Genomic DNA, 25,250 nt, shown 5'->3' on the forward strand with positions numbered 1-25,250 from the left:
ATCGAGGACCACCCTCCCGCCTGCTCCTCCCGCTACTCCTCCGGCGGGAAGACGACCTCCCCCGATCCGATCAGCGTGATCGTGATCGCCTCGACCGGGCATCCCTCGGCCGCGGCGAGGACCTTCTCGTTGGCGTCGGTCTCCGGGGCTGCCGGGTGGGACTGCCGGGCGGAATCCAGCGCGAATCCTCCCGGGGCATGGTTCACGCACATCCCGGAGCCGATGCAGACCCCGCGGTCGACCTCCACGGCCCAGCGGTCCCCCATCACTCCCCCTCGTATCCGGCCGGCAGATGGATCATCTTGTGCTCGAAGAACTCGGCGTATCCCTCGGGGCCGAACTCCCGCCCCAGACCGGAGTTCTTGTAGCCGCCGAACGGGCCGAGCATGTCGAGGCTGAAGGTGTTCACGCTGTACGTGCCCGTCCTGACCCGGCGGGCGATGTCGACGCCGCGTTCGGTGTCGGCGGTCCAGACGCTGCCGCTGAGCCCGTAGTCGGAGTCGTTGGCGATCCGTACGGCCTCGGCCTCGTCGCCGTACGGCAGGAGGCAGATGACGGGGCCGAAGATCTCCTCGCGGGCGATGCGCATGGAGTTGTCGACGTCGCCGAAGAGGGTCGGCTCGACGTACCAGCCCCGTTCCTGGGAGGCCGGACGCCCGCCGCCGGTAAGGATCTTGGCGCCCTCGTCCTGGCCGATCCGGATGTAGTCGAGCGAGCGCCGCTGCTGGCGCTGGGCGACGAGGGGGCCGAGTTCGGTGGCGGGGTCGAGCGGGTCGCCGACCTTCAGCGCACCCGCCGCGGCGGCGAACGCCTCGGCCATCTCGTCGTAGCGCGAGCGCGGGACGAGGATGCGGGTCTGGGCCACGCACGCCTGGCCGTTGATCATCCAGGCGAAGGGGACGATGCCCGCGACGGCCGCGTCCAGATCGGCGTCGGGGAGGATCACGGCGGCGGACTTCCCGCCCAGCTCCAGCGTGACCCGGGTGAGGTTGCGGGAGGCGACCTCCATCACCCGGCGCCCCGCGGCCACGGACCCGGTGAACGACACCTTGTCGACGCCCGGATGCCCGACCAGGTACTCGCTGACCTCACGGTCGGCTGGAAGGATCGACAGCACCCCCTCCGGCAGCCCGGCCTCGGCGGCGATCTCGGCCAGGATGTAGGCGTCCAGCGGGGATTCGGGCGAGACCTTGAGCACGGCGGAGCAGCCGGCCAGCAGCGCGGGCGCGAGCTTGGCGGCGGCGGTGAACTGCGGAACGTTCCACGGCACCACGGCCGCGACCACTCCCACCGGCTCCCGGCGCACCAGCAGCGGCCCGAGCACCCCGTCCCGCCGCTCCTCGTACGGGAAGCTGCGGGCGACGGTGATCGCCGCGTCCCACACCATCATCGCGGCAAGCGCCTGCACCATGACACCGGACGTGTACGGGGTGCCGTTCTCCGAGCTGATCACCCGGGCGATCTCCTCGTACCGCACGGCGAACGCGTCCTTGATCCGGGTGATCACCTCGATCCGCTCGTCGAGGGACGCCCGCGGCCAGGGCCCCTCGTCGAAAGCCCGCCGGGCGGTGGCGACAGCCCGGTCCACATCCCCCTCGCAGGCGTGCGGCACCCGGCCGATGACCTGCTCGGTGTGCGGGGAGATGACCTCGATGACATCCCTGCCCAGCGGATCGACCAACTCCCCGCCGATGAACAGTTTTCCGTGTTCGACAAGCTCGGTCATGGCTGCTGCCTCCCGCGACCCGGCACGTTACCTGACTCAGTGTCAGAACTGATACCAGTTCCAGTTCCAGGAGTCCACGGCTGCGACAGCACCCACCCGGGCCGCCGCGCGACCGAGGAGCACCCTGAACGAATAGATGGTCGACTGGGGCTACTACTGAAACAAGTTCTCGTTACAGTGGGCGCGGTGCACCGCACAGCCGTACGTCCGGCGCACCGACCAGGCCGCGGAGAGAGATGGGGAGCCCATGACACAGGTGACCGACCACGGCGGGGGCGTACACAGCATCAAGGTCCCCATCCCGGACAATCCGCTCGGCCACACCCTTGTGCATGTCATCGACACCGATCGCGGGCCGGTCCTGATCGACACGGGCTGGGACGATCCGGAGGCGTGGGACACACTCACCACCGGGCTCGACGCGGTCGGTGTGGGTGTCGGTGACATCCACGGTGTGGCCATCACCCACCATCACCCCGACCACCACGGCCTCTCCGGGCAGGTGCGCGAGGTGTCCGGGGCCTGGATCGCCATGCATGCGGCCGACACCGCGATCGTGCGCCGCACCCGTGAGTCCCGGCCGGGCACCTGGCTGTCGTATGTTTCGGCGAAACTCACTGCGGCCGGTGCGCCCGAGGAACATCTCGCGCCGTTGCGGGCCGCCGCGGCCGAGAGGGGCCGGATGCACACCCTGCCCGGACTGCGGGCCGCGCTGCCGGACCGGGAGATCGTTCCCGGTGAACTCCTCGGTCTGGCCGGCCGCAAGCTGCGGGCCATCTGGACGCCGGGGCACACGCCCGGCCATGTCTGCCTGCACCTGGAGGAGAAGCATCCGCGGAATCTGCCGGGCCGTGGCCGGCTCTTCTCCGGGGATCATCTGCTGCCGGGCATCAGCCCGCACATCGGGCTGTACGAGGACCCGGACGACGCGACCGCGACCGGCCCTTCCCCAAGCGTTCAGCTACGTTCGGGCAGGGGAGACCCCATTGGGGACTACCTCGACTCACTGGAGCGCATCGGCAGGCTCGGGGTCGCCGAAGTGCTGCCCGCCCATCAGTACGCGTTCACGGATGCCGCGGGGCGCGTACAGGAACTCCTGGACCATCACGAGGAGCGGCTGACCGGGCTGCTCAAGCTGCTGGCCACCCCGCTGACGCCGTGGCAACTGGCCGAGCGGATGGAGTGGAACCGGCCCTGGGCACAGATCCCGCACGGCTCGCGGAACATCGCCGTCTCGGAGGCCGAGGCGCATCTGAGACGGCTGGTGAAGCTGGGGCGTGCGGAGGCGGTGACGGGGAGCGAGCCGGTGACGTACATCGCAGTGTGACGTGGGCTCCCGCCCTGGCGGGAGGGAGGACGGGCGTCGGCGCTCCTCCCGGCTCGGAGGCCGTCCGAACCCGCCCGGTAGAGTGTGCGAGTCGTCATCATGCCCGTTCAGGGGGAAGCCGGTGCAAATCCGGCACTGACCACGCAGCCGTGAACCGTCACAGGAGACGGTGAGTCGGAATGCCCTGTCCGCGGTCGTGACCGGCTCGCACCACCGGAACCCCGGTGGTCGGCACCGTCGAGGTATACGGAGCCGGAGCCTGGTGCGTGAGCGTGCCTGTGCCCGGTTCCCCCCGCAGGAGAGGCCCCGCCCGCCATGACCGTACGCCGCAGCGCAGCAACGCTCGCCGCCACCGCCACCGTGCTCTGTGCGGCCGCTGCCCCGGTCGCGGTCGCAGCGCCGTCCCCGTCGCCCTCGCCGTCCGTCGCACTGCCTTCCGGGCTGTACGGGACGAAGGACCCCACGTACGACGGTGTCTGGCGGCAGTCGCTGGCCTTCCTCGCCCAGCGGGTCGAGGGCGTCACGCCCGCCACGAAGTCGGTGGACTGGCTGATCGCCCAGCAGTGCGGCAACGGCGCCTACGCCTCGTACCGGCCCGACGTCTCCCAGCCGTGCACCGAGAAGACCGTGCTGGACACCAATGCCACCGCGGCCGCCGTCCAGGCGCTCGTCGAGGTGGGCGGGCACCGGGACACCGTGAACAACTCGGTGCGCTGGCTGAAGTCCGTACAGAACGAGGACGGCGGCTGGGGCTACACTGCCGGCGCGCCCAGTGACGCCAACTCCACCTCCTTGGTGATCGGCGCCCTCGCCCGGCAGGGGCAGCGACTCGGCGACATCACGACCCCCGGCGGCAAGACCCCCTACGACCCGCTGCTCAAGCTCGCGATCCCGTGCGGCGGCAAGGACGGCGGCGCCTTCGCCTACCAGCCCGACAAGGCCGGGAAGCTCGCCGCCAACGCGGACGCCACCGCGGCCGCCGTGCTCGGCACGATGGGCAAGGCCATGGCGGTCGGGGACAACGCCGCGGTCAAGGCGCCCAGCTGCCACCCGGGGTCCGGTCTCACGCCCGAGCAGGCCGCGCAGAACGGCGCCCACTTCCTCGCGGACACCCTCGCGACCAGCGGTCATCTCGACCTGGCGCCGATGCCCGGCGCCACCGACTCCACCCCGCAGCCCGACTTCGGCAACACCGCGGACGCGGTCGTCGCGCTGTCGGCCGCGGGCCACCAGGACAAGGCGGCCAAGGCCGTGGCCTGGCTGAAGAAGAACTCCGGGGCCTGGGCCGAGCAGAACGGTCCCGCCGCCTACGCGCAGCTCGCCCTCGCCGCGCACGCGACCGGCGCCGACGCCCGCGACTTCGGCGGTGTCAACCTGGTCGACAAGCTGAACGCGACCGGCCCCGCCCCCGCGGCCATCACGACGCCCGACCCGTCCGCCGACACCGGGTACGTGGCCACGGAGAAGGACCAGGTCCACAGCGGGGACGACGTGATCGGCGGCGTGTGGTGGTACGTCGGCATCGGCCTCGTCGTCGGTGCGGGCGCCGGCTTCCTGATCAGCGGCCGCCGGAAGAACCAGCAGCTGTGAGGCGGGCGGGAAGGGCCGCCGCTCTCCTGGTGGTCCTGGGCGCCGTCCTGGCCGTGCTCGGCGCGGGGACGGCCCAGGCGGCCGGGTACCGGTACTGGTCGTTCTGGGAGGGCTCCGGCACCGGCTGGACGTACGCCACCCAGGGCCCGTCCCTGGTCCGGCCGGACGACGGCGCGGTGCAGGGCTTCCGGTTCTCGGTGAGCGAGGACTCCCAGGACTCGGCGAAACCTCGCCGCTCCCCCGGCTTCGCGAAGATCTGCGCGGACACCCCGGCCGAGGACGGCACCAAGCGGGTCGCGCTGGTCATCGACCCGGGCACGGCGGCGGACGCCCCGGCCGGCGAGACTCCGCCCGCGCTGCGCACCGCGTGCGCACGGGTCGCCCCGGACGCGAGCACCGCGGAGGCGCTCGCCTCGGTGGCCAAACCGCTGCGCTACAGCAGCGACGCGCTGCTCTGTGCCATATCCGGATATCCGGACTCGGGCTGCGGCGAACAGGTCTCGGGCAACGGTCACCAGGCGCCTGCCGCGTCCGCATCCGCGTCCCCGGCCGATTCCGCAACCGACGGCTCGGGAGACTCCGGCGGCTCCGGAGGCGGACCGTCCGCCGGGGTGCTGGTCGGGGTCGGCGCCGTTCTTCTCCTCGGCATAGCCGCAGTCGTGCAGGCCCGCCGCCGCGAATGACCGCCTCGACCACCGGCCCGGTCCGGCTGCGCTGCCCGGTGCGCGCCCCCGGGGCGACCCGGAGCAACGCCCTGCCCGCCGGGGCCTGGTGGTTGTGGGCGCTCGGCCTCGCCACCGCCGCGTCCCGGACCACCAATCCGCTGCTGCTCGGCCTGTTGGTGGGGGTGGCGGGCTATGTGGTCGCGGCGCGCCGTACGGATGCGCCGTGGGCCCGTTCGTACGGGGCGTTCATCAGGATCGGGCTGTTCGTCGTCGGTGTGCGGCTGCTCTTCTCCGTCTTTCTCGGTTCGCCGATCCCCGGTACTCATCCGGTGTTCGCACTCCCCGAGGTGCCGCTGCCCGACTGGGCGAAGGGCGTCAGGATCGGTGGCCGGGTCACCGCCGAGCAGCTGGTCTTCGCGTTGTACGACGGGGCGAAGCTGGCCACCCTGCTGATCTGCGTCGGTGCGGCGAACTCGCTGGCCAACCCGGCCCGGCTGCTGAAGTCGCTGCCGGGTGCGCTGTACGAGGCGGGGGTCGCCGTCGTGGTCGCGATGACGTTCGCGCCGAACATGGTCGCCGATGTGGCGCGGCTGCGCACCGCACGGCGACTGCGGGGCCGTCCGACCGGCGGCGTCAAGGCGGTCCTCCAGATCGGACTGCCGGTCCTGGAGGGCGCGTTGGAGCGGTCGGTCGCGGTGGCGGCCTCGATGGACGCGCGCGGATACGGGCGCACCGCCCAGGTCCCGCCCGCCGTCCGGCACACCACGAACGTCCTCACGCTCGGCGGGCTGCTCGGGGTGTGCGCGGGTACGTACGGTCTGCTGGCCGCGCAGGGTGCGGTGTACGGCCTGCCGCTGCTGATCGCCGGGCTCGTCGCCGCGATGGCCGGGCTGCGGCTCGGCGGGGCCCGCTCGGTCCGTACCCGCTACCGGCCCGACCGGTGGGGTGTGCGGGCCTGGCTGGTGGCGGGTTCGGGGGTCGCGGTGGCCGTGGCGATGATCTGGGCGGGCGGTGTCGATGGGGAGGCGCTGCGCCCCGGGGTCGTACCGCTGGTCGCACCGGTACTTCCGCTGTGGCCCGCGGCGGCGGTGCTGATCGGGCTGCTGCCCGCGGTGGTGGCGCCCGTGCCGCCCTCGGTGGGCGCCCCGAACTCCAAGGAGGGCCAGTGATCCGGTTCGAGCACGTCTCGGTGCAGTACGAGGGGACGGAGCGCCCCACCCTCTCCGGGGTCGATCTGACCATTCCCGAGGGCGAGTTGGTACTGCTTGTCGGTCCGTCCGGGGTCGGCAAGTCGACACTGCTGGGCGCCGTGTCCGGTCTCGTACCGCACTTCACCGGCGGCACGCTGAGCGGCCGGGTCATGGTCGACGGCCGCGACACGCGTACTCACAAACCACGCGAACTTGCCGATCTGGTCGGCACGGTGGGCCAGGACCCGCTCTCCCACTTCGTCACCGACACGGTCGAGGACGAGCTGGCGTACGGGATGGAGTCGCTGGGCCTCGCCCCCGATGTGATGCGGCGGCGGGTCGAGGAGACCCTCGATCTGCTGGGCCTGGCCGGGCTGCGCGACCGGCCGATCGCCACGCTCTCCGGCGGGCAGCAGCAGCGGGTCGCGATCGGCTCGGTCCTCACCCCGCACCCGAGGGTCCTGGTCCTCGACGAGCCGACGTCCGCGCTGGACCCGGCGGCGGCCGAGGAGGTCCTCGCCGTGCTGCAGCGGCTGGTGCACGACCTGGGTACGACGGTCCTGATGGCGGAGCACCGGCTGGAGCGGGTGGTGCAGTACGCGGACCAGGTCGTCCTGCTGCCGTCGCCGGGCGCCGCACCGGTCATGGGCGCGCCCGCGGACATCATGGCCGTCTCCCCGGTCCACCCGCCGGTCGTCGCGCTGGGCCGGCTGGCGGGGTGGGATCCGCTGCCGCTCTCGGTCCGCGATGCCCGGCGCCGGGCGGCGGGCCTTCGCGAGCGGCTGGCGCAGGCACGGCCGCCCGCCCCGTCGCCCGCGCCGGCCGGCGCAACCGTGGCCCCGCTGCCCACCGCCCCCGCGCGGCGCGGCGCCCTCGCCCGGCTGCTGGGCCGCGGCGCACGGACCACCACCGCCGCTTCCGAGCCCGTCGCCGATGCCACGGCCCGGGTCGAGCGTCTCGGTGTACGGCGTGGGCGCGTCGAGGCGCTGCGCCGGGTGACGCTCACCGTCGCCGCCGGCGAGACCGTCGCCCTGATGGGCCGTAACGGTGCGGGCAAGTCCACCCTGCTGGCCGCGCTCGTCGGCATGGTCGAGCCCACCACGGGCACCGTCCTCGTCGGCGGCCGGACCCCGCACCGTACGCAGCCGCGCGAGATGGTGCGCCGGGTAGGCCTCGTACCGCAGGAACCACGCGATCTGCTGTACGCGGACACGGTCGCCGCCGAGTGCGCCGCGGCCGACGCCGACGCGGGCGCCGCAGCGGGCAGCTGTCGGGCCCTGGTCTCCGAGCTGCTGCCCGGTGTGCCGGACGACACACACCCCCGCGATCTCTCCGAGGGGCAGCGCCTCGCGCTCGCCCTGGCCGTCGTGCTCACCGCGAGGCCCCCGCTGCTGCTCCTGGACGAGCCGACCCGCGGGCTGGACTACGCGGCGAAGGCCCGGTTGGTCGGGGTGCTGCGCGGTCTCGCGGCCGACGGGCATGCGATCGTCCTGGCCACGCACGATGTGGAACTCGCCGCCGAACTGGCGCACCGGGTGGTGATACTCGCCGACGGGGAGACCGTCGCGGACGGGGAGACCCGGCAGGTGGTGGTCTCCTCTCCGGCGTTCGCCCCGCAGACCGCGAAGATCCTCGCCCCGCAGGAGTGGCTGACCGTGACGCAGGTGCGCGGCGCGCTGGGAGCCACGTCATGAGCGGGCGCCGGACACGGCCGGTACGTCTCGGGCCGCGTGCGATCGCCGCGCTCGTCCTCATCAGCGCGATCGGTGTGGTCGCGTTCGGCTGGCCGCTGCTGGCCGGTGCGGACTCCGGTCTGGCGCATTCCCAGGACGCGCCGTGGCTGTTCGCCGCGCTGCTGCCGCTGCTGGTCGGCGTGGTCGTCGCGATGATCGCGGACTCCGGTCTCGACGCGAAGGCGGTGGCGATGCTGGGGGTGCTGGCCGCGGTCGGCGCCGCGCTGCGCCCGCTGGGGGCGGGCACGGCGGGGCTGGAACCGATGTTCTTCCTGATGGTACTGAGCGGCCGGGTGCTCGGGCCCGGCTTCGGCTTCGTGCTCGGCTCGGTGACGATGTTCGCGTCCGCGCTGCTCACCGGTGGGGTGGGGCCGTGGATGCCGTTCCAGATGCTGTCGATGGGCTGGTTCGCGATGGGCGCGGGCCTGCTGCCGGGCCCGGACCGGCTGCGCGGGCGGGCCGAGCTCCTGATGCTCGCGGCGTACGGGTTCGTGGCGTCGTTCGCGTACGGCACGGTGATGAACCTGTACGGCTGGACGATCGTGCCCGGACTCGGCTCGGGGATCTCCTTCCAGCCGGGTGACCCGCTGCCGGAGAACCTGGTCCGCTTCCTCGCGTACTGCACGGCCACGTCGCTCGGCTGGGACCTGGGCCGGGCCGTGCTCACCCTGGTGCTGACCCTCACCATCGGCGCGACACTGCTGAAGGCGCTGCGCCGGGCCACCCGCCGCGCGGCCTTCGAGGCCCAGGTCACATTCGACGTCCCCGGCGAGTGAGGCCTCCCACAGAGCCTTGGCCCTCCACGGCCCGGGGTAGTAGCCGCACCCACCCGGCACGAACCACCCCATATACCCCCCGACCTGCTACGACGCCTTTGAGGTGATTCAGCCGGTTTGAGACTTCCGCCTCCGGGTGCGAAGCGGGCTCGTACCGGGGGTCATTGCCACGGCCGAACGGCGCCGCTAACACTGGAGCACGTCGCCGAGCACCGCCTGGTCCACCGAAACGGACCGCGGTCGGACGAGACCGGTCCACCCGCACCACCGCACGATCCGGATCGGTCCGCGACTCCCCCGTACCCGACGTCAGGACTCCTGTGTTGTTCGCCCGTAACATCCTCGCCCTGCCCCGCACCGCCCGCCGCAAGTCCGCCGTCGCCGGCACCGCCGTACTCCTCGGCACCACCGGCCTGGCCCTCGGCGTCACCCCGGCCATGGCCGCACCGGCCACCGCGCCGACCGCCGTCGCGGCAAGCGCGCAGGACACGGCGAAGTCGATGATCGGCAACGCCGCACAGTTCCAGTGCTTCAGCAACATCGTCCATCACGAGAGCGGCTGGAACCCCAGCGCGACCAACGCCTCGTCCGGCGCCTACGGCCTCGTCCAGGCCCTGCCCGGCTCGAAGATGGCCTCCGCCGGCTCCGACTGGAAGACCAACGCCAAGACCCAGATCAAGTGGGGCATGGACTACATGAACTCCCGCTACGGCAGCCCGTGCGGCGCCTGGTCGTTCTGGCAGGCCAACCACTGGTACTGAGCCGACACTCCCTGAGCTCACACGAAGGCCCCGACCACCGGTCGGGGCCTTCGCCACGTCCTGACGCGGGTCAACACTTGGCAAACGGCCTACTTCATATAAGTTGGCCAGCTTAATAACCCGTTGGTCCATTTAGGCGCATTTTGCTTGGGTGTCCGTTCCCGTCAGCCGCCGGAGCGTTGTCACGTACGTGGAACCTCGAGATTTCTGGGATCGGAACGCCGTACTGGCGGAAGCATTCTGCGCCAGCGACGAACGCATGCGTCTGGCGCAGGCGCTACTGGACGAGGCGCAGGCGGAGCGGAGCAGAACGCTTGCGGCTTTCGCCGTCACAGTCGGCGACGACGGCTCGATCGCAGACATGATGGGCCTCAACGAACGCGAAGTGCGATTAGCACGACGCACGGTGGGCCGCGGTGACGCCCGGTCCCTCGCCCAGGAACTCCTGAGCCAACCCCCGCAAGCGACGAGGGAAGCACCGGCCGAACCCGCACCCGAGATCCCCGTGCCTCACCCGCGCGAAGAGGTGATCGTTCCGCCGCTGGACACGCCACCGCCCGCCCCGGCCCCGGCCCCTCCTCCTTTGTCGCCCGTCGAGGTGGAGAACACGGTCGTCTGGTCGCCCAGCATGGACTCCGTGCTGCTGTGGAGCTGGGAGTCCGGCCTCGACGTGCAGACGGTCGCCGCCGAACTCGGTCTGGACGTACGGGCGCTGCTGATGCGCGTGCAGGAGCTCGCCAACGACGGACTGCTCACGCTCGCGACCCCGGTCGCCGAGGTGAGCCGGTCCGGGCGGCACCGCCGCCAGCACGAGGACGGATACGCCACACTGTTCGGCCCCACCACCACCTTCCCCACCCACGTGCCGTACTGAGCGGGCGCACCCGTCCGTCGCCCCGGCGGCATGGACCCGCCGGGTCCATGCCGGTGGGGTGCACGGTTCAGTGCCGCGCGGCGACCGTGTCGAACCAGCGCACGACCTGCGGCCCCGACTTCATGTACGTGGCGTTGTGGCCGGCGGAACCCTGGTCGGTCACCGGGGCCTCGACGCCGTGTGCGGCCAGATCGGCGGCGCAGTTACGGGCGTTGGCGATCGGCACATCGGTGTCGCCGGACGAGGAGTAGAGGCGCACGGGAACGTCCGGCTTCCAGGCGCAGTTGCCGTCCTGGGCGCGCACCGCGGCCAGCAGGGCGCCGGTGGGGTGCTGGACCTGCCGGTAGTAGTCGTCGGTGAGCAGCTCCTTGAGCGTCGCGGGCAGCGCCGGGATGATCTGCTCCTCGGTGTGGTTGGTGTCGAAGAGGTCGTCGACGATTCCCGCGTACGGCTCCCGGAACGCTTCGGCGGGGTCCTTGTAGAGCGGGTGGAGCCTGTTCTGCGCGGTGAGGAAATACGTCATGTAGAAAATGCCGCTGGTGTCGTTGACGCTGCCGTCGAACAGGCCGGGTGTCTCGGCGTGCTCGATGTCGTACGGCCCGGAGACGGGAGCGAGGGCCCGGAGCCTGAAGTGCCGGTCGACGCCGTTGTCGAGGGCCCTGCCCAGGGCCATCGCGACCTGGCCGCCCTGGGAGAAGCCACTGGCGTACACATCGCCGGTGAGCGGGCGGTCCAGGCGCAGTGCGGCGGTTCGGGTGGCCCGCAGCATGTCCACGGAGGCCGTGACGGAGGACTTGGTGTCCATGTACGGGTGACGGCCCGGCCCCTTGCCGAGGCCCAGGTAGTCGGGGGCGGCGACGGCACGGCCGGCCGAGGCGTGGAGGTAGGGCGCGAAGCGGCCGAAGTCCTCGCCGACGGAGGGCGCGTAGTCGCGGTGGGCCATCGTGCCGTGGGTGTCGGAGACCAGGTCCAGGCGGTGCGGGCCGCCCTTGGGGAGGGCGAGGAGGCCGGTGGCGATGGTGGGCGCGCCCTGCGGGGTGATGGTGCGGTAGGTGAGGCGGTAGGCGCGCAGGCCGTGGCGGACGGTGTCGGTGTCCATCCCTCCGGAGGCGAGGAAGCGGGCGACATCGGCACGACCGAGGTCGGCCACGGGGGTGATGTCCAGGAGGGCCCCTCTGCCGTGCGCCGCGGCCGAGTGGGGTGACTCGGGTGCACCGGTGGGCTGTTGCGCCACGGCCGGTGCGGTGCCGAGTGCGGCGAGGAGCAAAACGGTGGCGGTCGCCAGACCGCGGCGGGCGGCGCGGTGTCGCGTATTCCACGTTGTGTGGTTCATACGGCTGTTGTCGTCCATGACCACGACGCTATGCAGCCGCGCGCGGCGCCGGTAGCGGCGTGGACCCCCGGCCGGAGGTACATCTGGCAACACCCCCGGCCGGGGGGGCTTCCTCCCCGGTGCCGCGTTAGACCGACCGGCAAATGGGGGGTGGGAGAAGGAGCGGGGCTGGGCGCGTGCAGCTGCAAGGCGGAGGAGGGAGGCAACGCGATGGGGTCTCCCCTGCTCGAGCGAAGCCGAGAGCTCGGGGAAGTTGTCGACCGACGACAACGCCGCAGGTGTGCGTGCCCAGCCCCGCGACGCCGCCCCCCATTTGCCGGTCGGTCTTACAGCCGCTGGATGATCGTGCCCGTCGCCAGCGCTCCGCCCGCGCACATCGTGATCAGAGCGAACTCCTTGTCGCGACGCTCCAGTTCATGCAGGGCCGTGGTGATCAGCCGGGCCCCGGTGGCGCCCACCGGGTGCCCCAGCGCGATGGCTCCGCCGTTGACGTTGACCTTTTCGAGGTCCTGCTCGAAGACCTGGGCCCAGCTCAGCACCACCGATGCGAAAGCCTCGTTGATCTCGACGATGTCGATGTCCTTGAGCGACATCCCGGCCTTGCCGAGCACCGCGCGGGTCGCGTCGATCGGTCCGTCGAGGTGGAAGTGCGGGTCGGCGCCGACCAGTGCCTGCGCAACGATCCTGGCGCGCGGCTTGAGCTTGAGCGCGCGCGCCATCCGCTTGGACGCCCACATGATCGCGCAGGCGCCGTCGGATATCTGCGAGGAGTTGCCCGCAGTGTGGATCGCGGTGGGCATGACCGGCTTGAGCCGTCCGAGCCCCTCCATCGTGGTGTCCCGCAGCCCCTCGTCCCGGTCGACCAGACGCCACATGCCCTGCCCGGCCGCCTGCTCCTCCTCGGTGGTCGGCACCTGGACCGCATACGTCTCCCGTTTGAACCGTTCCTCGGCCCAGGCGACGGCGGCCCGCTCCTGCGAGATCAACCCGAGCGAGTCGACGTTCTCCCGGGTGAGTCCGCGATTGCGGGCGATGCGCTCGGCCGCCTCGAACTGGTTGGGCAGATCGACATTCCACTCGTCGGGCCAGGGCTTGCCCGGTCCGTGCTTGGAGCCGCTGCCCAGCGGCACCCGCGACATGGCCTCGACACCGCAGCTGATGCCGATGTCGATCACTCCGGCCGCAACCATGTTGGCGACCATGTGGGAGGCCTGCTGCGAGGAGCCGCACTGACAGTCCACGGTGGTGGCGGCGGTCTCGTACGGAAGGCCCACGGCGAGCCAGGCGTTGCGGGCCGGGTTCATGGACTGTTCGCCCGCGTGGGTGACCGTACCGCCGACGATCTGCTCGACGCAGTCGGCGTGGATGCCGGTGCGGCCGAGGAGTTCTCGGTAGGTCTCGCCCAGCAGATAGGCGGGGTGCAGATTGGCGAGCGCGCCTCCGCGCTTGCCGATGGGGGTGCGTACGGCTTCGACGATGACGGGTTCCGCGGCCATGAGCTCGTCCTCTCCTCGCACTTCCGCAGGGGCGTCCCGGCGCCCACGGAGGGGAACTAGTACGCGTTCTAGTTCTCTAGGCAGTCTTGTGGGGCTTACCCCCGGTACGCAAGGGTCTTGCACGCACCTTGCGCCCGCTTCATACCTGCCTCACCCACTCTTCACGCAACAGATCGGGCCACCCCTCTTGCCAGTTGTAGAACTCGTTACTACCTTTCGGGCAACTTCTGATGGGTCGTCAGACATCGTTCGGGCGACTCTCGGCCCGACCTGGAGTTGCCGATGCCCTGCCCCCATCTGCCCGAAGGGTTCGACTTCACCGATCCCGATCTGCTCCAAGCCCGCATTCCGCACCCGGAGTTCGCACAGATGCGGCAGACCGCACCGGTCTGGTGGTGCACCCAGCCGGCCGGTATCTCCGGCTTCGACGACGAGGGCTACTGGGTCGTCACCCGGCACGCGGACGTCAAGTACGTCTCCACCCATCCCGAGTTGTTCTCCTCGAACACCAACACCGCGGTCATCCGGTTCAACGAGTCGATCAGCCGCGACCAGATCGAGGTCCAGAAGCTGATCATGCTGAACATGGACCCGCCCGAGCACACCCGGGTCCGGCAGATCGTCCAGCGGGGGTTCACGCCCCGGGCGATACGCTCCCTGGAGCAGGCCCTTCGCGACCGCGCCCGCCAGATCGTCGAGACCGCTCTGGCCGCCGCGGGCGACGACGGTTCGTTCGACTTCGTCACCAACATCGCCGTCGAACTGCCGCTCCAGGCCATCGCGGAGCTCATAGGCGTACCGCAGGAGGACCGGTCCAGGATCTTCGACTGGTCCAACAAGATGGCCGCGTACGACGATCCCGAGTACGCGATCACCGAGGAGGTCGGCACCGAGGCGGCCATGGAGATCGTCTCGTACTCGATGAATCTGGCGACCGCCCGCAAGGAGTGCCCGGCCAAGGACATCGTCTCCCAACTGGTCGCCGCGGAGGGCGAAGGGAACCTCTCCTCCGACGAGTTCGGCTTCTTCGTGATCCTGCTCGCCGTGGCCGGGAACGAGACCACCCGCAACGCCATCAGCCACGGCATGCACGCTTTCCTCACCCACCCCGACGAGTGGGAGCTCTACAAGCGCGAGCGGCCGGAGACGACCGCCGAGGAGATCGTCCGCTGGGCCACCCCCGTGGTCTCCTTCCAGCGGACGGCCACTCAGGACGTCGAGCTGGGCGGGCAGCAGATCAAGAAGGGGGACAGGGTCGGGCTGTTCTACTCCTCGGCCAATAACGACCCCGAGGTCTTCGAGAACCCGGAGGCCTTCGACATCTCCCGCGATCCCAACCCCCACCTCGGCTTCGGCGGCGGCGGTCCGCACTTCTGCCTCGGCAAGTCCCTTGCCGTGATGGAGATCAACCTGATCTTCAACGCGGTCGCGGATGTGCTGCCGGACCTGCGGCTGGTCGGCGACCCGCGGCGGCTGCGCTCGGCGTGGCTCAACGGGATCAAGCAGCTTCAGGTCAGCACCGCCCCGGGCGTCGCTGCCGCCGGGAGCTGACCGCTTCCGGCAGCTTCGGACGGCGGGGGCCTCCCACTCACGCCCCGGCCCCCGCCGTCCGTACCGACAAACCGTTCCTGGACAGTGAGCAGGAGTGAGTCCTGTCTCACCGGCACGCCCCGAACGGTGTTGGGCGCACTGGTCCTCCGCTTTCACGTCCTGGTCGGCGACGCACATCACGTATGCGGTCCGTCCCAGGTGGGCGGAATCCCTACGACCTGGCCATGTGGGCGTGGCCAGAGGCGACAGGAAGGCCCCGAACCATCACTCCGGTGATACGGGGGCCCCGACTGCTGACACCACACCCGGCGTCCCAGATCGCGATACACCCGTTACGCACACCCAGTCAGGCACACCCACAGACCGGAACACCGTTCACTCAATCGTGCCCATGTTCGCCAAAACAAGGTACTGGACCAGCAGTTGTGAACCCCGCACCCCCGCCCGAACCCCCGCGCAGGACGCGCACAACAGCGCGAGGATGATGGCGGGCATGCACGCCCTGCTCTCCGCCTTCGCCCCCATCTGGATGCTCACGGCCATCGGTTACGCGGTCGGTCGCAGTGGTCTCCTCGGCGAACAGGCGGAAGCCGTGCTCGGCCGGTTCGTCTTCCATGTGGCGATGCCCGCCGCTCTGTTCACCATGGTTTCCGGGGCACGGCCGGCCGCCTTCGCCAACTCCTCGATGGTGGCCTTCGCGGCGGGTACGGCGCTGGTCTGCGGCATCGGCTTCGTGGCGGCCGGCCGGCTCTTCGGCCGCGGCACGGCCGACCGGGCGATCGGCAGCATGGCGTCCGGCTACGTCAACTCCGCGAATCTCGGTATTCCGGTGGCGGTCCAGGTGCTCGGCGACGCGTCGTTCGTCGCCCAGATCATCCTGTTCCAGGTGCTGTTGGTCTCCCCGGTGATCCTGACGCTGCTGGACACGGGCACGGGGACGGGCTCCGGGAAGGGCGTCGTGGTCCGGCGGATGCTGACCATGCCGGTCCGCAACCCCATCATCATGGCCTCGTTGCTGGGTGTCGTCGTCTCCGCACTCGGACTGCGGCTGCCGCACGCCCTCGCCCACTCCTGCGACCTGCTCGGCGCCGCCGCCGTGCCGACGGCCCTGATCACGCTGGGCCTGTCCCTGAACAGCCGCCCGGCGACCGGCGGTCCGACGGAGCACACGGAGCCTGCCGAGTCCACGGTGCGTACGAAGCGTGCGGAGGTCGTAGTGACGGTCGCACTCAAGACGTTGGTCCAGCCCCTGATCGCCTTCGTCGTCGGCGGCCCGCTGTTGCATCTGCCGGACCACCAGTTGATGGCCGTCGTGCTCTGTTCCGCGCTGCCGACCGCTCAGAACGCCTTCATCTACGCCCAGCAGTACGGCCTGGACACCCGTGTGGCCCGCAACTCCGTGGTGGCATCGACGGTGGTGTCCATGGCCACGCTGTCCGTCGCCACCTGGGCGCTCGGGACGACCGGCTCCTGAGCCGTTCGAGTGGCGGTCCGGGACCGATGGGCGGATGCTGGTCAGGCGGCGATCCATGCCGAAGGGGTGCCGGGACGATGTGTTCGTCCCGGCACCCCTTCGGCCCCTCACGGGCTCCGTACCACTAGTGCTGCTTGCTGCTCACCGGATCGTCGGTCGACCTCTGAACCGGCACCACGATCCCGTCCTGCGGCTTCGCCGCCGCAGGCACGGCCGGCAGCTGCAGCCTCCGCGGCCCCGACAGCACGTAGGTCAGCCCGAAGCCGAGCGCGACGACGGCCGCGCCACCCACCGCGTCCAGCACCCAGTGATTGGCCGTGGCCACGATCGCGGAGACCGTGAACAGCGGGTGCAGCAGCCCCAGCGCCTTCATCCACATCTTCGGGGCCAGCATGACGATGACCACACCGCACCAGAGCGACCAGCCGAAGTGCAGCGAGGGCATCGCCGCGTACTGATTGGTCATCGAGGTCAGCGTTCCGTAGTCCGGCTTCGCGAAGTCCTGCACGCCATGGACCGTGTCTATGAAACCGAGTCCCGGCATCAGCCGCGGCGGGGCCAGCGGGTAGAGCCAGAAGCCGACCAGGGCGAGGATCGTGGCGAAGCCCATGGAGCTGCGGACCCAGCGGTAGTCCGCGGGGCGTCGTACGTACAGCACACCGAGGATCGCCAGCGGCACGATGAAGTGGAACGTCGAGTAGTAGTAGTCGAAGAAGTCCCTCAGCCAGGCGACTTGGACGACCGCGTGGTTGGCCCAGTGCTCGATGTCGATGTGCAGCCACTGTTCGAGGGAGTGGATCTGCCGGCCGTGGTGTTCGGCGGCGGCACGGCCGGCCGTCGCCGCGAGCCTGACATGTGAGTAGGCGGAGTACACGACCCTGATCAGGAGCAGTTCCAGCAGCAGATTGGGCCGGCTGAGCACCCGCCGCCAGAACGGCAGCAGAGGGATGCGGCTCCAGCGGGCCGCGACCGGGGCCGCGTAGTCCGTGGGGATCGGCTGTTGCCAGTACGGCGAGGTGCGCGGCAGGAACGGTGCGGCGCAGGCCGCGCCGAGCGCCGCGATCAGCAGCACGTTGTCGCGTATGGGGAAGACCACCGCCATGTTCGGCAGCAGCATCGTCCCCGGCAGTGTGAGCACGAGCACCACGACCGCCGGCCACACCAGCCGGCCGGAGGCCCGCTTGCCGACCCGGCCGACGACGGCGAGCAGCACCCACAGCAGCTGGTGCTGCCAGGCGGTGGGTGAGACGGCGACGGCGGCGCAGCCGGTCACGGCGACGGCGAGCAGCAGCTGCCCGTCGCGCGCGTACCGTACGGCGCGGCGCAGTCCGAGGTAGCAGACGGCGGCCGCCAGCACCACGAACAGCGCGATCTCGAGCGGGCCCTGCAGGCCGAATCGGAGCAGCGCGCCGTGCAGGGACTGGTTGGCCAGGCTGTCCGCGTTGTCGCCGAGCCCGGCGCCCGCGACATGGTGCACCCAGTAGGTCCACGAGTCGTGCGGCATCGCGGCCCAGGCAAGCGCGGTGCAGGCTGCGAACGCGGTGCCGCCGGTCACCGCCGCCTGCCGGCGGCCGGTGAACCAGAGCAGGACCGCGAAGAGCAGCGCGGTCGGCTGAAGCGCGGCCGCGAGCCCGATCAGGAGGCCCGAGGCGCGTTCCCCGCGGACCGCGAAACAGGCCAGCAGCACCAGCAGGACCGGCAGGATGCTGGTCTGCCCCAGGTTGAGTGCGTTTCGGACCGGCAGGGAGAGCATCAGCAGGCTGATCGCGACGGGGGCGGCCAGCAGTGAGGTGCGGCGGGTGACCGGGCCCGGCAGCGCGCGGGCGGCGATGATGCCGAGGGCGGCGACGAGCAGCAGCGAGCCGAAGGTCCAGGCGACGCCCAGGCTCTGTTCGGCGGTCCGGGTCAGGGGCTTCAGCACCAGCCCGGCGAACGGAGTGCCGGTGAACCGGTCGCTGTCGTACAGCGAGCCCGTCACATGCAGGACACCGTTCTCACCGATCCAGGTCTCCAGATCGGTGAGCCGTTCGCCCGGTGGCTGCCGTAGCACCACCGCCATCTGTCGTACGGCCAGTGCGGCCGCAACCAGCCAGAGCAGGGCCCGGGCAGCCCCGGTCCTCGCCCCCGTCGCCGCATTTCCGCGCACACTGTGCTCCGCATTCGCCACGCTGCGCCGACCCTCCCGCTGTTTCCGTGCCCGTCCCTCGACCTGGGCGTGCTGTGAAACCTTCGCATTTCGCTATGAGGTAGACACAATCAACCTCCTCTTCGTCCGACTGTCATCATCCTTTTTTCCGAAAGAACGACCGAAGGACCTGTCAGGCCGGGCCTCGGCGCCGGAACCGGACCGGTGGGTTCCCACGTCCTCTCCCGTATTCGTCGATCGCGGGGGAGGAAGACGGGACATGCGGTACGCAGGGGGGATGCGGAGTGTGCGGGGTGAGGGGCGCGCGTGGGTGGTGCGTGCGCTGTCACTGCTGCTGATGCTGGTGTCGCTGCAGCTGGGATCGCTGATCAGCCCGGCGTACGCATGTGGCTGCGGGGCGATGGTCCCGAGCAGGGCGACCCAGGTCTCGGTCGACCGGGAGACGTCGGTGGTGGACTGGGACGGCCGTACCGAGCAGATCGTCATGCGGCTCACGGTCCGCGGGGACGCCCCCGAGGCTGCCTGGATCATGCCGGTGCCGCACCGGGCGACCGTGGAGCTCGGTGATCCGTCGCTCTTCTCCGAGCTCGCCACCCTCACCGCGCCGGTGCAGGCGACCAGGCACTACTTCTGGCCGCGCTCCGACGACTGGCCGTTCGCCGGTTCGGGCAACAGCGGGGACGGAGCCGCGGCCCCTTCGAGCGCCGCGCCGCCGGTCGAGGTGGTGGGCCGGGAACGGCTCGGCCCGTTCGATGTGGCGCGGCTGGCCGCGACCGACCCCGAGGCGCTGCAGAAATGGCTGCAGGACAACGGCTTCGAGCTGCCTGACCGGCTGGCGACGGCGCTGAAGCCCTATGTCGACCAGAAGTGGGAGTACGTCGCGATCCGCCTCGCGCCCCGGGACAAGAACAGTCCCCTCGGCGGCGACCTCGATCCGCTGAGGCTGCGCTTCGCCAGCGACCGGCTGGTCTACCCGATGCGGCTGTCGAAGCTCGCCTCGACGCCGCAGCAGCTGAGCCTGTACGTCCTGGCGGCGCATCGGATGGAGCCGCGCGACGCGATCGGCGGCAATGCGCCGCAGGTGACGTACGCGGGCCGGATCGACCCCCGGTCGGTGCAGGACGACACCGGGGCGCTGGAGGCGGTGACGGGCGGGAAGCCGGTGTTCGTCACCGCGATCGAGCAGTCGTTCCCGCATCCGGAGCGGATCGACGGCGATCATGAACTGCGCGCGGCCGAGGCCGACACCCCGTACCGGACCATGGTGTACACGGACAGGCTGTTGACCGTGGGTGGTGTCCCCGTCTGGGTGCTGTCGCTGCTCGGGGCCGTGCTGGTGGCGGCTGCGGTGGTGCTGCTGATGCTGCGGGTCCGACGGCACCGGCCGGTGGTACCCCCGCCGCCGGTCATGGTTCCGCCGCCGCTGGGGTGAGCGCCGGGGCTGCTTGCCGTAATCCGAACGCTTGCGTGCGGAGTGAAGCGCCGGCTCCACCGATCCGTTCGTTCCTCCCTGCCGAGCCGCCAAATCCGTTCGCTCCTCTGTCGTGATCAAGTCAGAATGACCGGCATGACCTGGACCGTCGCCCCCGAACCCTTCGACTCCCCCGACGCCGCGCTGCTGCGTCGCGGCTATTACGACGAGGTCGCCAGCCGCTACTGGGGGCGGCCCGCGACCGCCGAGGAGATCGACGAGGGGCTCACCGACGACGGCGCCGACCGGCTCGCTGCGCCCACCGGCCAGTTCGTCGTCGGCCGGTTCGAGGGAAAGCCGGCGGCCTGCGCCGGGCTGCTGGTGGTGGACGCGGACATCGCGGAGCTGACCCGGGTGTTCGTACGCCCCGAACACCGCGGTACGGGCGGCGGCGGGCTGCTCCTGGCGGCCGTCGAGAGCGCGGCGCGCGCCTTCGGCATACGCACGGTCAGGCTCGACACCCGCAATGACCTGGTCGAGGCACGGGGGCTGTACGCCAAGCACGGCTATCGGGAGGTTCCGGCGTTCCACCGGCGGCAGTACGCGGAGCACTGGTTCGCCAAGGAGCTGTAAGGGGGGCAGGAGCTTGCAGGAGGCGCCAGGAGGTACCCGCCGAAGCGGCTCACCCGGGGCGGGCCGCGTGGTCCCGCATCGGCTCGGGCCTCTGCGGCCGCTCCCTGCTCGACCCGTTCATCTCGGCGGTCAGCTCCGCCACGAGTTTGACCAGGTCAGTCGGCCGTTCCGGCCCCCACCAGTCACCCAGCAACTCGGCCATCGATTCCTCACGGGCCTCCGCGAGCTTCACCACCACTTCTGCGCCGGCCTCGGTGAGCACCAGCTGTACGCCTTCGCGCCGGACCAGTCCGCGCTCCTCCAGCTGACGCGCCGCCTCGGTGACCACCCGTAGCGGCACCGGGGCGACCTCGGCGAGCATGGCCGGTTCGACCGTGCCGTGCCGGGCTATGCGCAGCAGCATCCAGCTCGCCGCGGGCAGCAGGTCGTACCCCGCCCTCTTGGTGATCTCCTCGTAGACCTTGCGGCGCCCCGCTCGGGTGGCGAGCACCGAGAGGGCCCGGGCGCATTCGTCGTACGAGGACCGCTCGACCGGGTTCGACGCCAGGGTCTCGGTGGGCTCCGGCGCGGTCACCGAGCCGCGCAGCTTGTCCTCCTTGAGGAACCACGCAAAGACGAAGGCGACCAGGACGACGGGTGCCGCGTACACGAACACATCGGTGATCGAGGCCGAGTACGCGTGGAGCACCGAGGGCCGTAGCCCGGGCGGCAGCAGGCCGATGGCGCGCGGGTCGGCGGCCAGCCCGTCGGCACTGACCCCCGGGGGCAGGGAGCGGCCGGCGAGCGCCGCGCCCAGTTTGCCGGTGAGCCGGTTCGTGAAGATCGTGCCGAAGACGGCGACACCGAACGAGGCGCCGATGGAGCGGAAGAAGGTGGCTCCGGACGTGGCGACGCCGAGATCCTCGTACGTGACGGCGTTCTGCACAACCAGCACCAGGACCTGCATCACCAGGCCGAGCCCGGCACCGAAGACGAAGAAGTAGATGCTCATCTCCAGGGTGCTGCTGGTCTCCGTGAGCCGGTGCAGGAGCTGCAGTCCGATCGCGGTGATGCCGGTGCCCGCGATCGGGAAGACCTTCCAGCGGCCGGTGCGGCTGACGATCTGCCCGGACACGGTCGAGGTGAGGAGCAGACCGAGCACCATCGGAAGCATGTGCACACCGGACATCGTCGGCGTGATGTTGTGCACCACCTGCAGGAAGGTCGGCAGATAGGTCATCGCGCCGAACATCGCGAAGCCCACGACGAAGCTGATGACGGCGACGAGGGTGAAGGTCCTGATCCGGAACAGCTTCAGCGGAATAACGGGCTCCGCAGCGCGGCGCTCCACGTACACGAAGGCGATCAGCAGCAGCACGCTCAGGACGGCGAGACCGATGATCTGCGCCGAGCCCCAGGCCCAGGTGGTGCCGCCGAGCGAGGCGACGAGGACCAGACAGGTCGCGACCGAGGCGATGAGGAAGGTGCCGAGGTAGTCGATGGTGTGCTGCGCACGGCGGACCGGGATGCGCAGCACGGCGGCGATCACGAGGAGCGCGACGACGCCGATCGGCAGGTTGATGTAGAAGACCCAGCGCCAGCTGAGGTGCTGGGTGAAGAAGCCGCCGAGGAGCGGCCCGAGGACGCTCGTCGCGCCGAAGACCGCTCCGAACAGGCCCTGGTACTTGCCTCGTTCGCGCGGCGCGACGATATCCCCGACGATCGCCATCGAGAGCACGATGAGGCCGCCGCCGCCGAGGCCCTGAAGGGCCCGGAAGCCGATGAGCTGCGGCATGTTCTGGGCGACGCCGCAGAACGCCGAACCGATGAGGAAGATGACGATGGCGGTCTGGAAGAGCTTCTTGCGCCCGTACTGGTCGCCGAGCTTGCCCCAGAGGGGCGTCGCGGCGGTCGACGCCAGCAGATAGGCCGTGACAACCCAGGAGAGATGTTCCAGGCCGCCGAGGTCGCTGACGATGGTCGGCAGCGCGGTGGAGACGATGGTCTGGTCGAGCGCGGCCAGAAGCATGCCGAGAAGAAGCGCACCGATGGCCACCATGACCGACCGCGTGGAGCGGTCCTCGCCGGGGGCCGGGGCCGGGGGGCTCAGTTGCTGGGCCATGGAACATCTCCTCGGATCCGCTACATCCCCATCCTGGCCGTTCCGCACGGTTATGGCCTGCCGAGCGGCACCGGGCCGGGACCTGCGGAGACGGGCCCTGGGCGGGTGTCGCGGCGGGATTCATCCCGGGTACGCATTTCGGTACGGCATTGGGCATCCCGGCAGCGGGTTGCATAATCGCAGGCAGTTCAAGGGGAGGGGCCCACAATGACCGGACATATGTGCCCGGAGTGCGGTATGGACAGCAGACCGGACGAGAGACAGGGACCTGGTGGAAGACCGGACTGGGGGCCGGGCGGAAGACCCGGGGCCGGTCCCGGTTGCGCGTGCGGGGAGCGGGCAGCACAGCGGGCCGCCGAACAGCACCGGGCCGCCGAGCAGCAACGGGCCGCGCGGTCGGCGGCCGACTTGGCGGAGATCGCGGCGGCGGAGGACTTCGATCCGCTGCGGATCCGGCCGTACGTGACGCTGGGGGGCGACGAGATACCGGCCGCAGACGACGAGCAGCACCACAGACCGGCGGGGGACGCGGCCACGACGATGCCGCTCTTTCCCGACCCGACGACGGCAGGTCCGCTGCCGGACGCCGGCGAGCCGGCCGAAGCCCCCGGCGCCACGACCCTCGCACCGGCCATCGCCGCCGACGATCCCGTTCAGCCGCGCCGCCGACGGCCCTTCGTGGCACTCGCCGTAGGAGCGGCCGTGGCCGCGGTGGTGGGCACGGCGGCGTTCGCGAGCGGGCTGTTCGACCCAAACGGCAACGGGGAAGCCGACGGGGAACAGCCCCTGCCGAGCACGGTGGCGAGCGCCTCGGCGGAGGAGACGGCATCAGCCTCCGCATCGGCCTCCGCATCGCCCGCGCCCTCCGGACCGGCTTCCACGTCACCGTCCGCGTCCGCCTCCAGGTCCCCCTCGGCGAGCACCTCGCCGTCCCCCTCCGCATCCGCCGCCTCACGGCCGGCCACCGCCTCGCCCTCCGCGCCCACGCCGCACGCGAGCCGTCCGGCGTCGTCCGCACCGCCCGCTTCACCGGCCGGTCCCACGCTGCGCCTCGGCGACCAGGGGCCCGCGGTGGCCGAGCTGCAACGCCGGCTGGAGGAGATCTGGCTGTTCCACGGGCGGGACGACGGCGACTTCACGGGCCAGGTCGAGCACGCCGTGAGCGTCTACCAGTCGTACAAGTCCATTGAGGGCGACCCGTCCGGGGTGTACGGCCCCAACACGCGCCGCGCCCTGGAGGCGGAGACGACGGGCCGGGGAGGCTCCTGACCCCCCGGCCCGACGACCCCGCCCGGGACGGAATTGGCTTTCCCGGACGGGTTTTTGTATCTTGATGGAACAAAGTAGCCTCCGCCCGCCACTCCCTGACCGGCGGGCGAGGCTGCTTGTTCTCTTTCCTGCGTCATTGCCTCCCCCGCGCCCTGGAGCCCGCCCATGCCGGCCACCGTCCTCACAGCCCGCGCCCTCCTTCTCAGCTAATCCTCTGTAGCACTTTCAGGCGATGCGGATTGATCGGCCCATGGGTCCGGCTCCCACACCGGGTGAAACTCGATCCGGCTCGTTGCGCGCGCGTATCCCTCGCGTTCTACCCGGTAGACGGCAACGCGGCGGAGCAGCTGCCGGAGAATGGCGCTTCGTTCGCTGGGGGTGATGGTCTCCCACTCGTCCAGTAGCCCGACGATCAGCGGCTCGTAGTCGGATACGTCGGGCGTCGCCTCGATGACGGCGGACTTGGCGAGTAGCTGCTCGGCCGTCTCGCGCTGGGTCTTGATGCGGTCGCGGGCGGCTTCGTAGACGCCGGTCGGGTAGTCGTCTGGGTTTACGGCGCGGTCGGCCTGAAGCCTCGCCAATCCGTCCTGGAGCTTTACTAGCTCCCCTTGCAGCCGGGCCCGCTCGCGAGCCGCACGGGCCCGGTCCTTGGCGGCCGGTCCGGGCCGCCCATGCCTCGATCGCGGAGCGTTGAAGCTCCGGCGAGATCTCCTCTTCCTTCCATGTGCTCACTCGGATGTAACCAAGCCAGGGTTCGCCGTCCCCTCCGGTCGGCGAACCCTGGCTCTGGAATGCGGGTACGGATGCGGTCGCATTGGGCTCGGCCTCACTGACGCCGGGGGCCGCGAGTGACCGAGCCCACCGAAACGGCCGCCGTAGCGGTCGCCCTTGCCGAAATCCGAGGGACCATGGCCGCAGGGTTCGCCACCGTCAACGGCTCGCTGGCTCTGCTCGCGCAGCGCGGCGACCAGACCGACCGGCGACTCGTCGACGTCGAGCAGCGGCTCGACGCGCTCGAACGAGGCGAGACGGAACGACAGAAGCGCGACACCGGGCACCTTGATGCTCTGGAGCGGGCCCGGTGGCCGCTCCCATCCCTTGCCGCACTGGTCGGCGTGATCGGTCTCGCCCTGACCCTGTGGCAGCTCTCGCAGAAGTAACCGCGCCCCCTCCGGCACCATGCGGGAGGGGGCG

The 25,250-nt window shown here is 70.8% G+C and carries 21 protein-coding genes and 1 riboswitch; of the genes, 14 read left to right on the plus strand and 7 right to left on the minus strand.

Going from position 1 to position 25,250, the window contains the following annotated elements; all coding sequences use genetic code 11:
* Positions 1 to 32 precede the first annotated feature (32 nt).
* Positions 33 to 266 carry a ferredoxin gene (locus tag ACZ7IB_RS00835; protein ID WP_470908063.1) on the minus strand — a complete coding sequence of 78 codons (234 nt, stop codon included), beginning with the start codon at positions 264 to 266 and terminating at the stop codon, positions 33 to 35.
* On the minus strand, positions 266 to 1,726 hold the full coding sequence (locus ACZ7IB_RS00840) for an aldehyde dehydrogenase (protein ID WP_470908064.1): 1,461 nt from the start codon (positions 1,724 to 1,726) through the stop codon (positions 266 to 268). The genes ACZ7IB_RS00835 and ACZ7IB_RS00840 overlap by 1 nt, the downstream gene beginning before the upstream one ends.
* A 247-nt stretch (positions 1,727 to 1,973) precedes the next feature.
* On the opposite strand from ACZ7IB_RS00840, the gene ACZ7IB_RS00845 reads away from it, so the two are divergent.
* The 8 genes from ACZ7IB_RS00845 to ACZ7IB_RS00880 all read left to right on the plus strand — a co-directional run bounded on the left by ACZ7IB_RS00845 (position 1,974) and on the right by ACZ7IB_RS00880 (position 10,642).
* On the plus strand, positions 1,974 to 3,053 hold the full coding sequence (locus ACZ7IB_RS00845) for an MBL fold metallo-hydrolase (protein ID WP_470908066.1): 1,080 nt from the start codon (positions 1,974 to 1,976) through the stop codon (positions 3,051 to 3,053).
* 111 nt (positions 3,054 to 3,164) lie between these two features.
* Positions 3,165 to 3,238: riboswitch (cobalamin riboswitch) on the plus strand.
* Positions 3,239 to 3,368: 130 nt separating this feature from the next.
* The gene (locus ACZ7IB_RS00850) at positions 3,369 to 4,643 is read left to right on the plus strand and encodes a prenyltransferase/squalene oxidase repeat-containing protein (RefSeq protein ID WP_470908067.1); all 1,275 of its coding nucleotides are present in this window, start codon (positions 3,369 to 3,371) and stop codon (positions 4,641 to 4,643) included.
* Entirely contained in the window at positions 4,640 to 5,326 is a 687-nt protein-coding gene (locus tag ACZ7IB_RS00855) for an SCO2322 family protein (RefSeq protein ID WP_470908069.1), read from the plus strand. Before ACZ7IB_RS00850 ends, ACZ7IB_RS00855 begins: the two co-directional genes overlap by 4 nt.
* On the plus strand, positions 5,323 to 6,477 hold the full coding sequence (locus ACZ7IB_RS00860) for an energy-coupling factor transporter transmembrane protein EcfT (RefSeq protein ID WP_470908070.1): 1,155 nt from the start codon (positions 5,323 to 5,325) through the stop codon (positions 6,475 to 6,477). Before ACZ7IB_RS00855 ends, ACZ7IB_RS00860 begins: the two co-directional genes overlap by 4 nt.
* The gene (locus tag ACZ7IB_RS00865) at positions 6,474 to 8,192 is read left to right on the plus strand and encodes an ABC transporter ATP-binding protein (RefSeq protein WP_470908072.1); all 1,719 of its coding nucleotides are present in this window, start codon (positions 6,474 to 6,476) and stop codon (positions 8,190 to 8,192) included. The genes ACZ7IB_RS00860 and ACZ7IB_RS00865 overlap by 4 nt, the downstream gene beginning before the upstream one ends.
* Complete coding sequence (locus ACZ7IB_RS00870; protein WP_470908074.1) at positions 8,189 to 9,007, plus strand: ECF transporter S component; 819 nt, start codon at positions 8,189 to 8,191, stop codon at positions 9,005 to 9,007. Before ACZ7IB_RS00865 ends, ACZ7IB_RS00870 begins: the two co-directional genes overlap by 4 nt.
* Before the next feature lie 320 nt (positions 9,008 to 9,327).
* Positions 9,328 to 9,768, plus strand: a complete 441-nt coding sequence (locus ACZ7IB_RS00875; protein WP_470908076.1) for an aggregation-promoting factor C-terminal-like domain-containing protein — start codon at positions 9,328 to 9,330, stop codon at positions 9,766 to 9,768.
* Positions 9,769 to 10,027: 259 nt separating this feature from the next.
* Positions 10,028 to 10,642, plus strand: coding sequence for a hypothetical protein (locus tag ACZ7IB_RS00880; RefSeq protein ID WP_470908078.1), 615 nt, complete (start codon positions 10,028 to 10,030; stop codon positions 10,640 to 10,642).
* A gap of 67 nt (positions 10,643 to 10,709) precedes the next feature.
* On the opposite strand, the gene ACZ7IB_RS00885 is transcribed toward ACZ7IB_RS00880, so the two are convergent.
* Together ACZ7IB_RS00885 and ACZ7IB_RS00890 are read right to left on the minus strand one after the other, a co-directional pair.
* Complete coding sequence (locus tag ACZ7IB_RS00885; protein WP_470908079.1) at positions 10,710 to 11,993, minus strand: alpha/beta fold hydrolase; 1,284 nt, start codon at positions 11,991 to 11,993, stop codon at positions 10,710 to 10,712.
* A 308-nt stretch (positions 11,994 to 12,301) separates the two neighbouring features.
* A complete protein-coding gene (locus tag ACZ7IB_RS00890; RefSeq protein WP_114244313.1) occupies positions 12,302 to 13,471 on the minus strand; it encodes a steroid 3-ketoacyl-CoA thiolase in 1,170 nt (389 codons plus the stop codon).
* Positions 13,472 to 13,753: 282 nt separating this feature from the next.
* Here ACZ7IB_RS00890 and ACZ7IB_RS00895 point away from each other — a divergent pair, with 282 nt between their 5' ends.
* Positions 13,754 to 15,022: a cytochrome P450 gene (locus ACZ7IB_RS00895; protein WP_470908081.1), complete on the plus strand. Its 1,269-nt coding sequence runs from the start codon at positions 13,754 to 13,756 to the stop codon at positions 15,020 to 15,022.
* Between the two features lie 391 nt (positions 15,023 to 15,413).
* Complete coding sequence (locus tag ACZ7IB_RS00900; protein WP_470908083.1) at positions 15,414 to 16,496, plus strand: AEC family transporter; 1,083 nt, start codon at positions 15,414 to 15,416, stop codon at positions 16,494 to 16,496.
* A 124-nt stretch (positions 16,497 to 16,620) separates the two neighbouring features.
* Here the strand turns inward: ACZ7IB_RS00900 and ACZ7IB_RS00905 are convergent, their stop codons facing one another.
* Positions 16,621 to 18,594 (minus strand): bifunctional glycosyltransferase 87/phosphatase PAP2 family protein, encoded by a 1,974-nt coding sequence (locus ACZ7IB_RS00905; protein ID WP_470908736.1) that lies wholly within the window; start codon positions 18,592 to 18,594, stop codon positions 16,621 to 16,623.
* 385 nt (positions 18,595 to 18,979) lie between these two features.
* Between ACZ7IB_RS00905 and ACZ7IB_RS00910 the strand changes: the two genes are divergently transcribed.
* Positions 18,980 to 20,074 (plus strand): DUF2330 domain-containing protein, encoded by a 1,095-nt coding sequence (locus ACZ7IB_RS00910; protein WP_470908738.1) that lies wholly within the window; start codon positions 18,980 to 18,982, stop codon positions 20,072 to 20,074.
* A 135-nt stretch (positions 20,075 to 20,209) separates the two neighbouring features.
* Positions 20,210 to 20,686, plus strand: a complete 477-nt coding sequence (locus tag ACZ7IB_RS00915; RefSeq protein ID WP_470908085.1) for a GNAT family N-acetyltransferase — start codon at positions 20,210 to 20,212, stop codon at positions 20,684 to 20,686.
* 49 nt (positions 20,687 to 20,735) lie between these two features.
* Here ACZ7IB_RS00915 and ACZ7IB_RS00920 read toward each other — a convergent pair whose 3' ends face one another.
* A complete protein-coding gene (locus tag ACZ7IB_RS00920) occupies positions 20,736 to 22,787 on the minus strand; it encodes an MFS transporter (protein ID WP_470908086.1) in 2,052 nt (683 codons plus the stop codon).
* A 207-nt stretch (positions 22,788 to 22,994) separates the two neighbouring features.
* Between ACZ7IB_RS00920 and ACZ7IB_RS00925 the strand changes: the two genes are divergently transcribed.
* Positions 22,995 to 24,056 (plus strand): peptidoglycan-binding domain-containing protein, encoded by a 1,062-nt coding sequence (locus ACZ7IB_RS00925; RefSeq protein ID WP_470908088.1) that lies wholly within the window; start codon positions 22,995 to 22,997, stop codon positions 24,054 to 24,056.
* A gap of 206 nt (positions 24,057 to 24,262) precedes the next feature.
* Here the strand turns inward: ACZ7IB_RS00925 and ACZ7IB_RS00930 are convergent, their stop codons facing one another.
* On the minus strand, positions 24,263 to 24,637 hold the full coding sequence (locus tag ACZ7IB_RS00930) for a hypothetical protein (protein WP_470908090.1): 375 nt from the start codon (positions 24,635 to 24,637) through the stop codon (positions 24,263 to 24,265).
* 327 nt (positions 24,638 to 24,964) lie between these two features.
* On the opposite strand from ACZ7IB_RS00930, the gene ACZ7IB_RS00935 reads away from it, so the two are divergent.
* A complete protein-coding gene (locus ACZ7IB_RS00935; protein ID WP_470908739.1) occupies positions 24,965 to 25,216 on the plus strand; it encodes a hypothetical protein in 252 nt (83 codons plus the stop codon).
* Positions 25,217 to 25,250: the final 34 nt, after the last annotated feature.

Source organism: Streptomyces sp. NPDC037301 (assembly GCF_055602785.1).

Coding starts and splice junctions, on each gene's coding strand:
- ACZ7IB_RS00835 (WP_470908063.1), bottom strand. CDS start 266: ATGGGGGACCGCTGGGCCGTGGAGGTCGACCGCGGGGTCTGCATCGGC.
- ACZ7IB_RS00840 (WP_470908064.1), bottom strand. CDS start 1,726: ATGACCGAGCTTGTCGAACACGGAAAACTGTTCATCGGCGGGGAGTTG.
- ACZ7IB_RS00845 (WP_470908066.1), top strand. CDS start 1,974: ATGACACAGGTGACCGACCACGGCGGGGGCGTACACAGCATCAAGGTC.
- ACZ7IB_RS00850 (WP_470908067.1), top strand. CDS start 3,369: ATGACCGTACGCCGCAGCGCAGCAACGCTCGCCGCCACCGCCACCGTG.
- ACZ7IB_RS00860 (WP_470908070.1), top strand. CDS start 5,323: ATGACCGCCTCGACCACCGGCCCGGTCCGGCTGCGCTGCCCGGTGCGC.
- ACZ7IB_RS00870 (WP_470908074.1), top strand. CDS start 8,189: ATGAGCGGGCGCCGGACACGGCCGGTACGTCTCGGGCCGCGTGCGATC.
- ACZ7IB_RS00880 (WP_470908078.1), top strand. CDS start 10,028: ATGCGTCTGGCGCAGGCGCTACTGGACGAGGCGCAGGCGGAGCGGAGC.
- ACZ7IB_RS00885 (WP_470908079.1), bottom strand. CDS start 11,993: ATGGACGACAACAGCCGTATGAACCACACAACGTGGAATACGCGACAC.
- ACZ7IB_RS00890 (WP_114244313.1), bottom strand. CDS start 13,471: ATGGCCGCGGAACCCGTCATCGTCGAAGCCGTACGCACCCCCATCGGC.
- ACZ7IB_RS00895 (WP_470908081.1), top strand. CDS start 13,754: ATGCCCTGCCCCCATCTGCCCGAAGGGTTCGACTTCACCGATCCCGAT.
- ACZ7IB_RS00900 (WP_470908083.1), top strand. CDS start 15,414: ATGTTCGCCAAAACAAGGTACTGGACCAGCAGTTGTGAACCCCGCACC.
- ACZ7IB_RS00910 (WP_470908738.1), top strand. CDS start 18,980: ATGCTGGTGTCGCTGCAGCTGGGATCGCTGATCAGCCCGGCGTACGCA.
- ACZ7IB_RS00915 (WP_470908085.1), top strand. CDS start 20,210: ATGACCTGGACCGTCGCCCCCGAACCCTTCGACTCCCCCGACGCCGCG.
- ACZ7IB_RS00920 (WP_470908086.1), bottom strand. CDS start 22,787: ATGGCCCAGCAACTGAGCCCCCCGGCCCCGGCCCCCGGCGAGGACCGC.
- ACZ7IB_RS00925 (WP_470908088.1), top strand. CDS start 22,995: ATGACCGGACATATGTGCCCGGAGTGCGGTATGGACAGCAGACCGGAC.
- ACZ7IB_RS00935 (WP_470908739.1), top strand. CDS start 24,965: ATGGCCGCAGGGTTCGCCACCGTCAACGGCTCGCTGGCTCTGCTCGCG.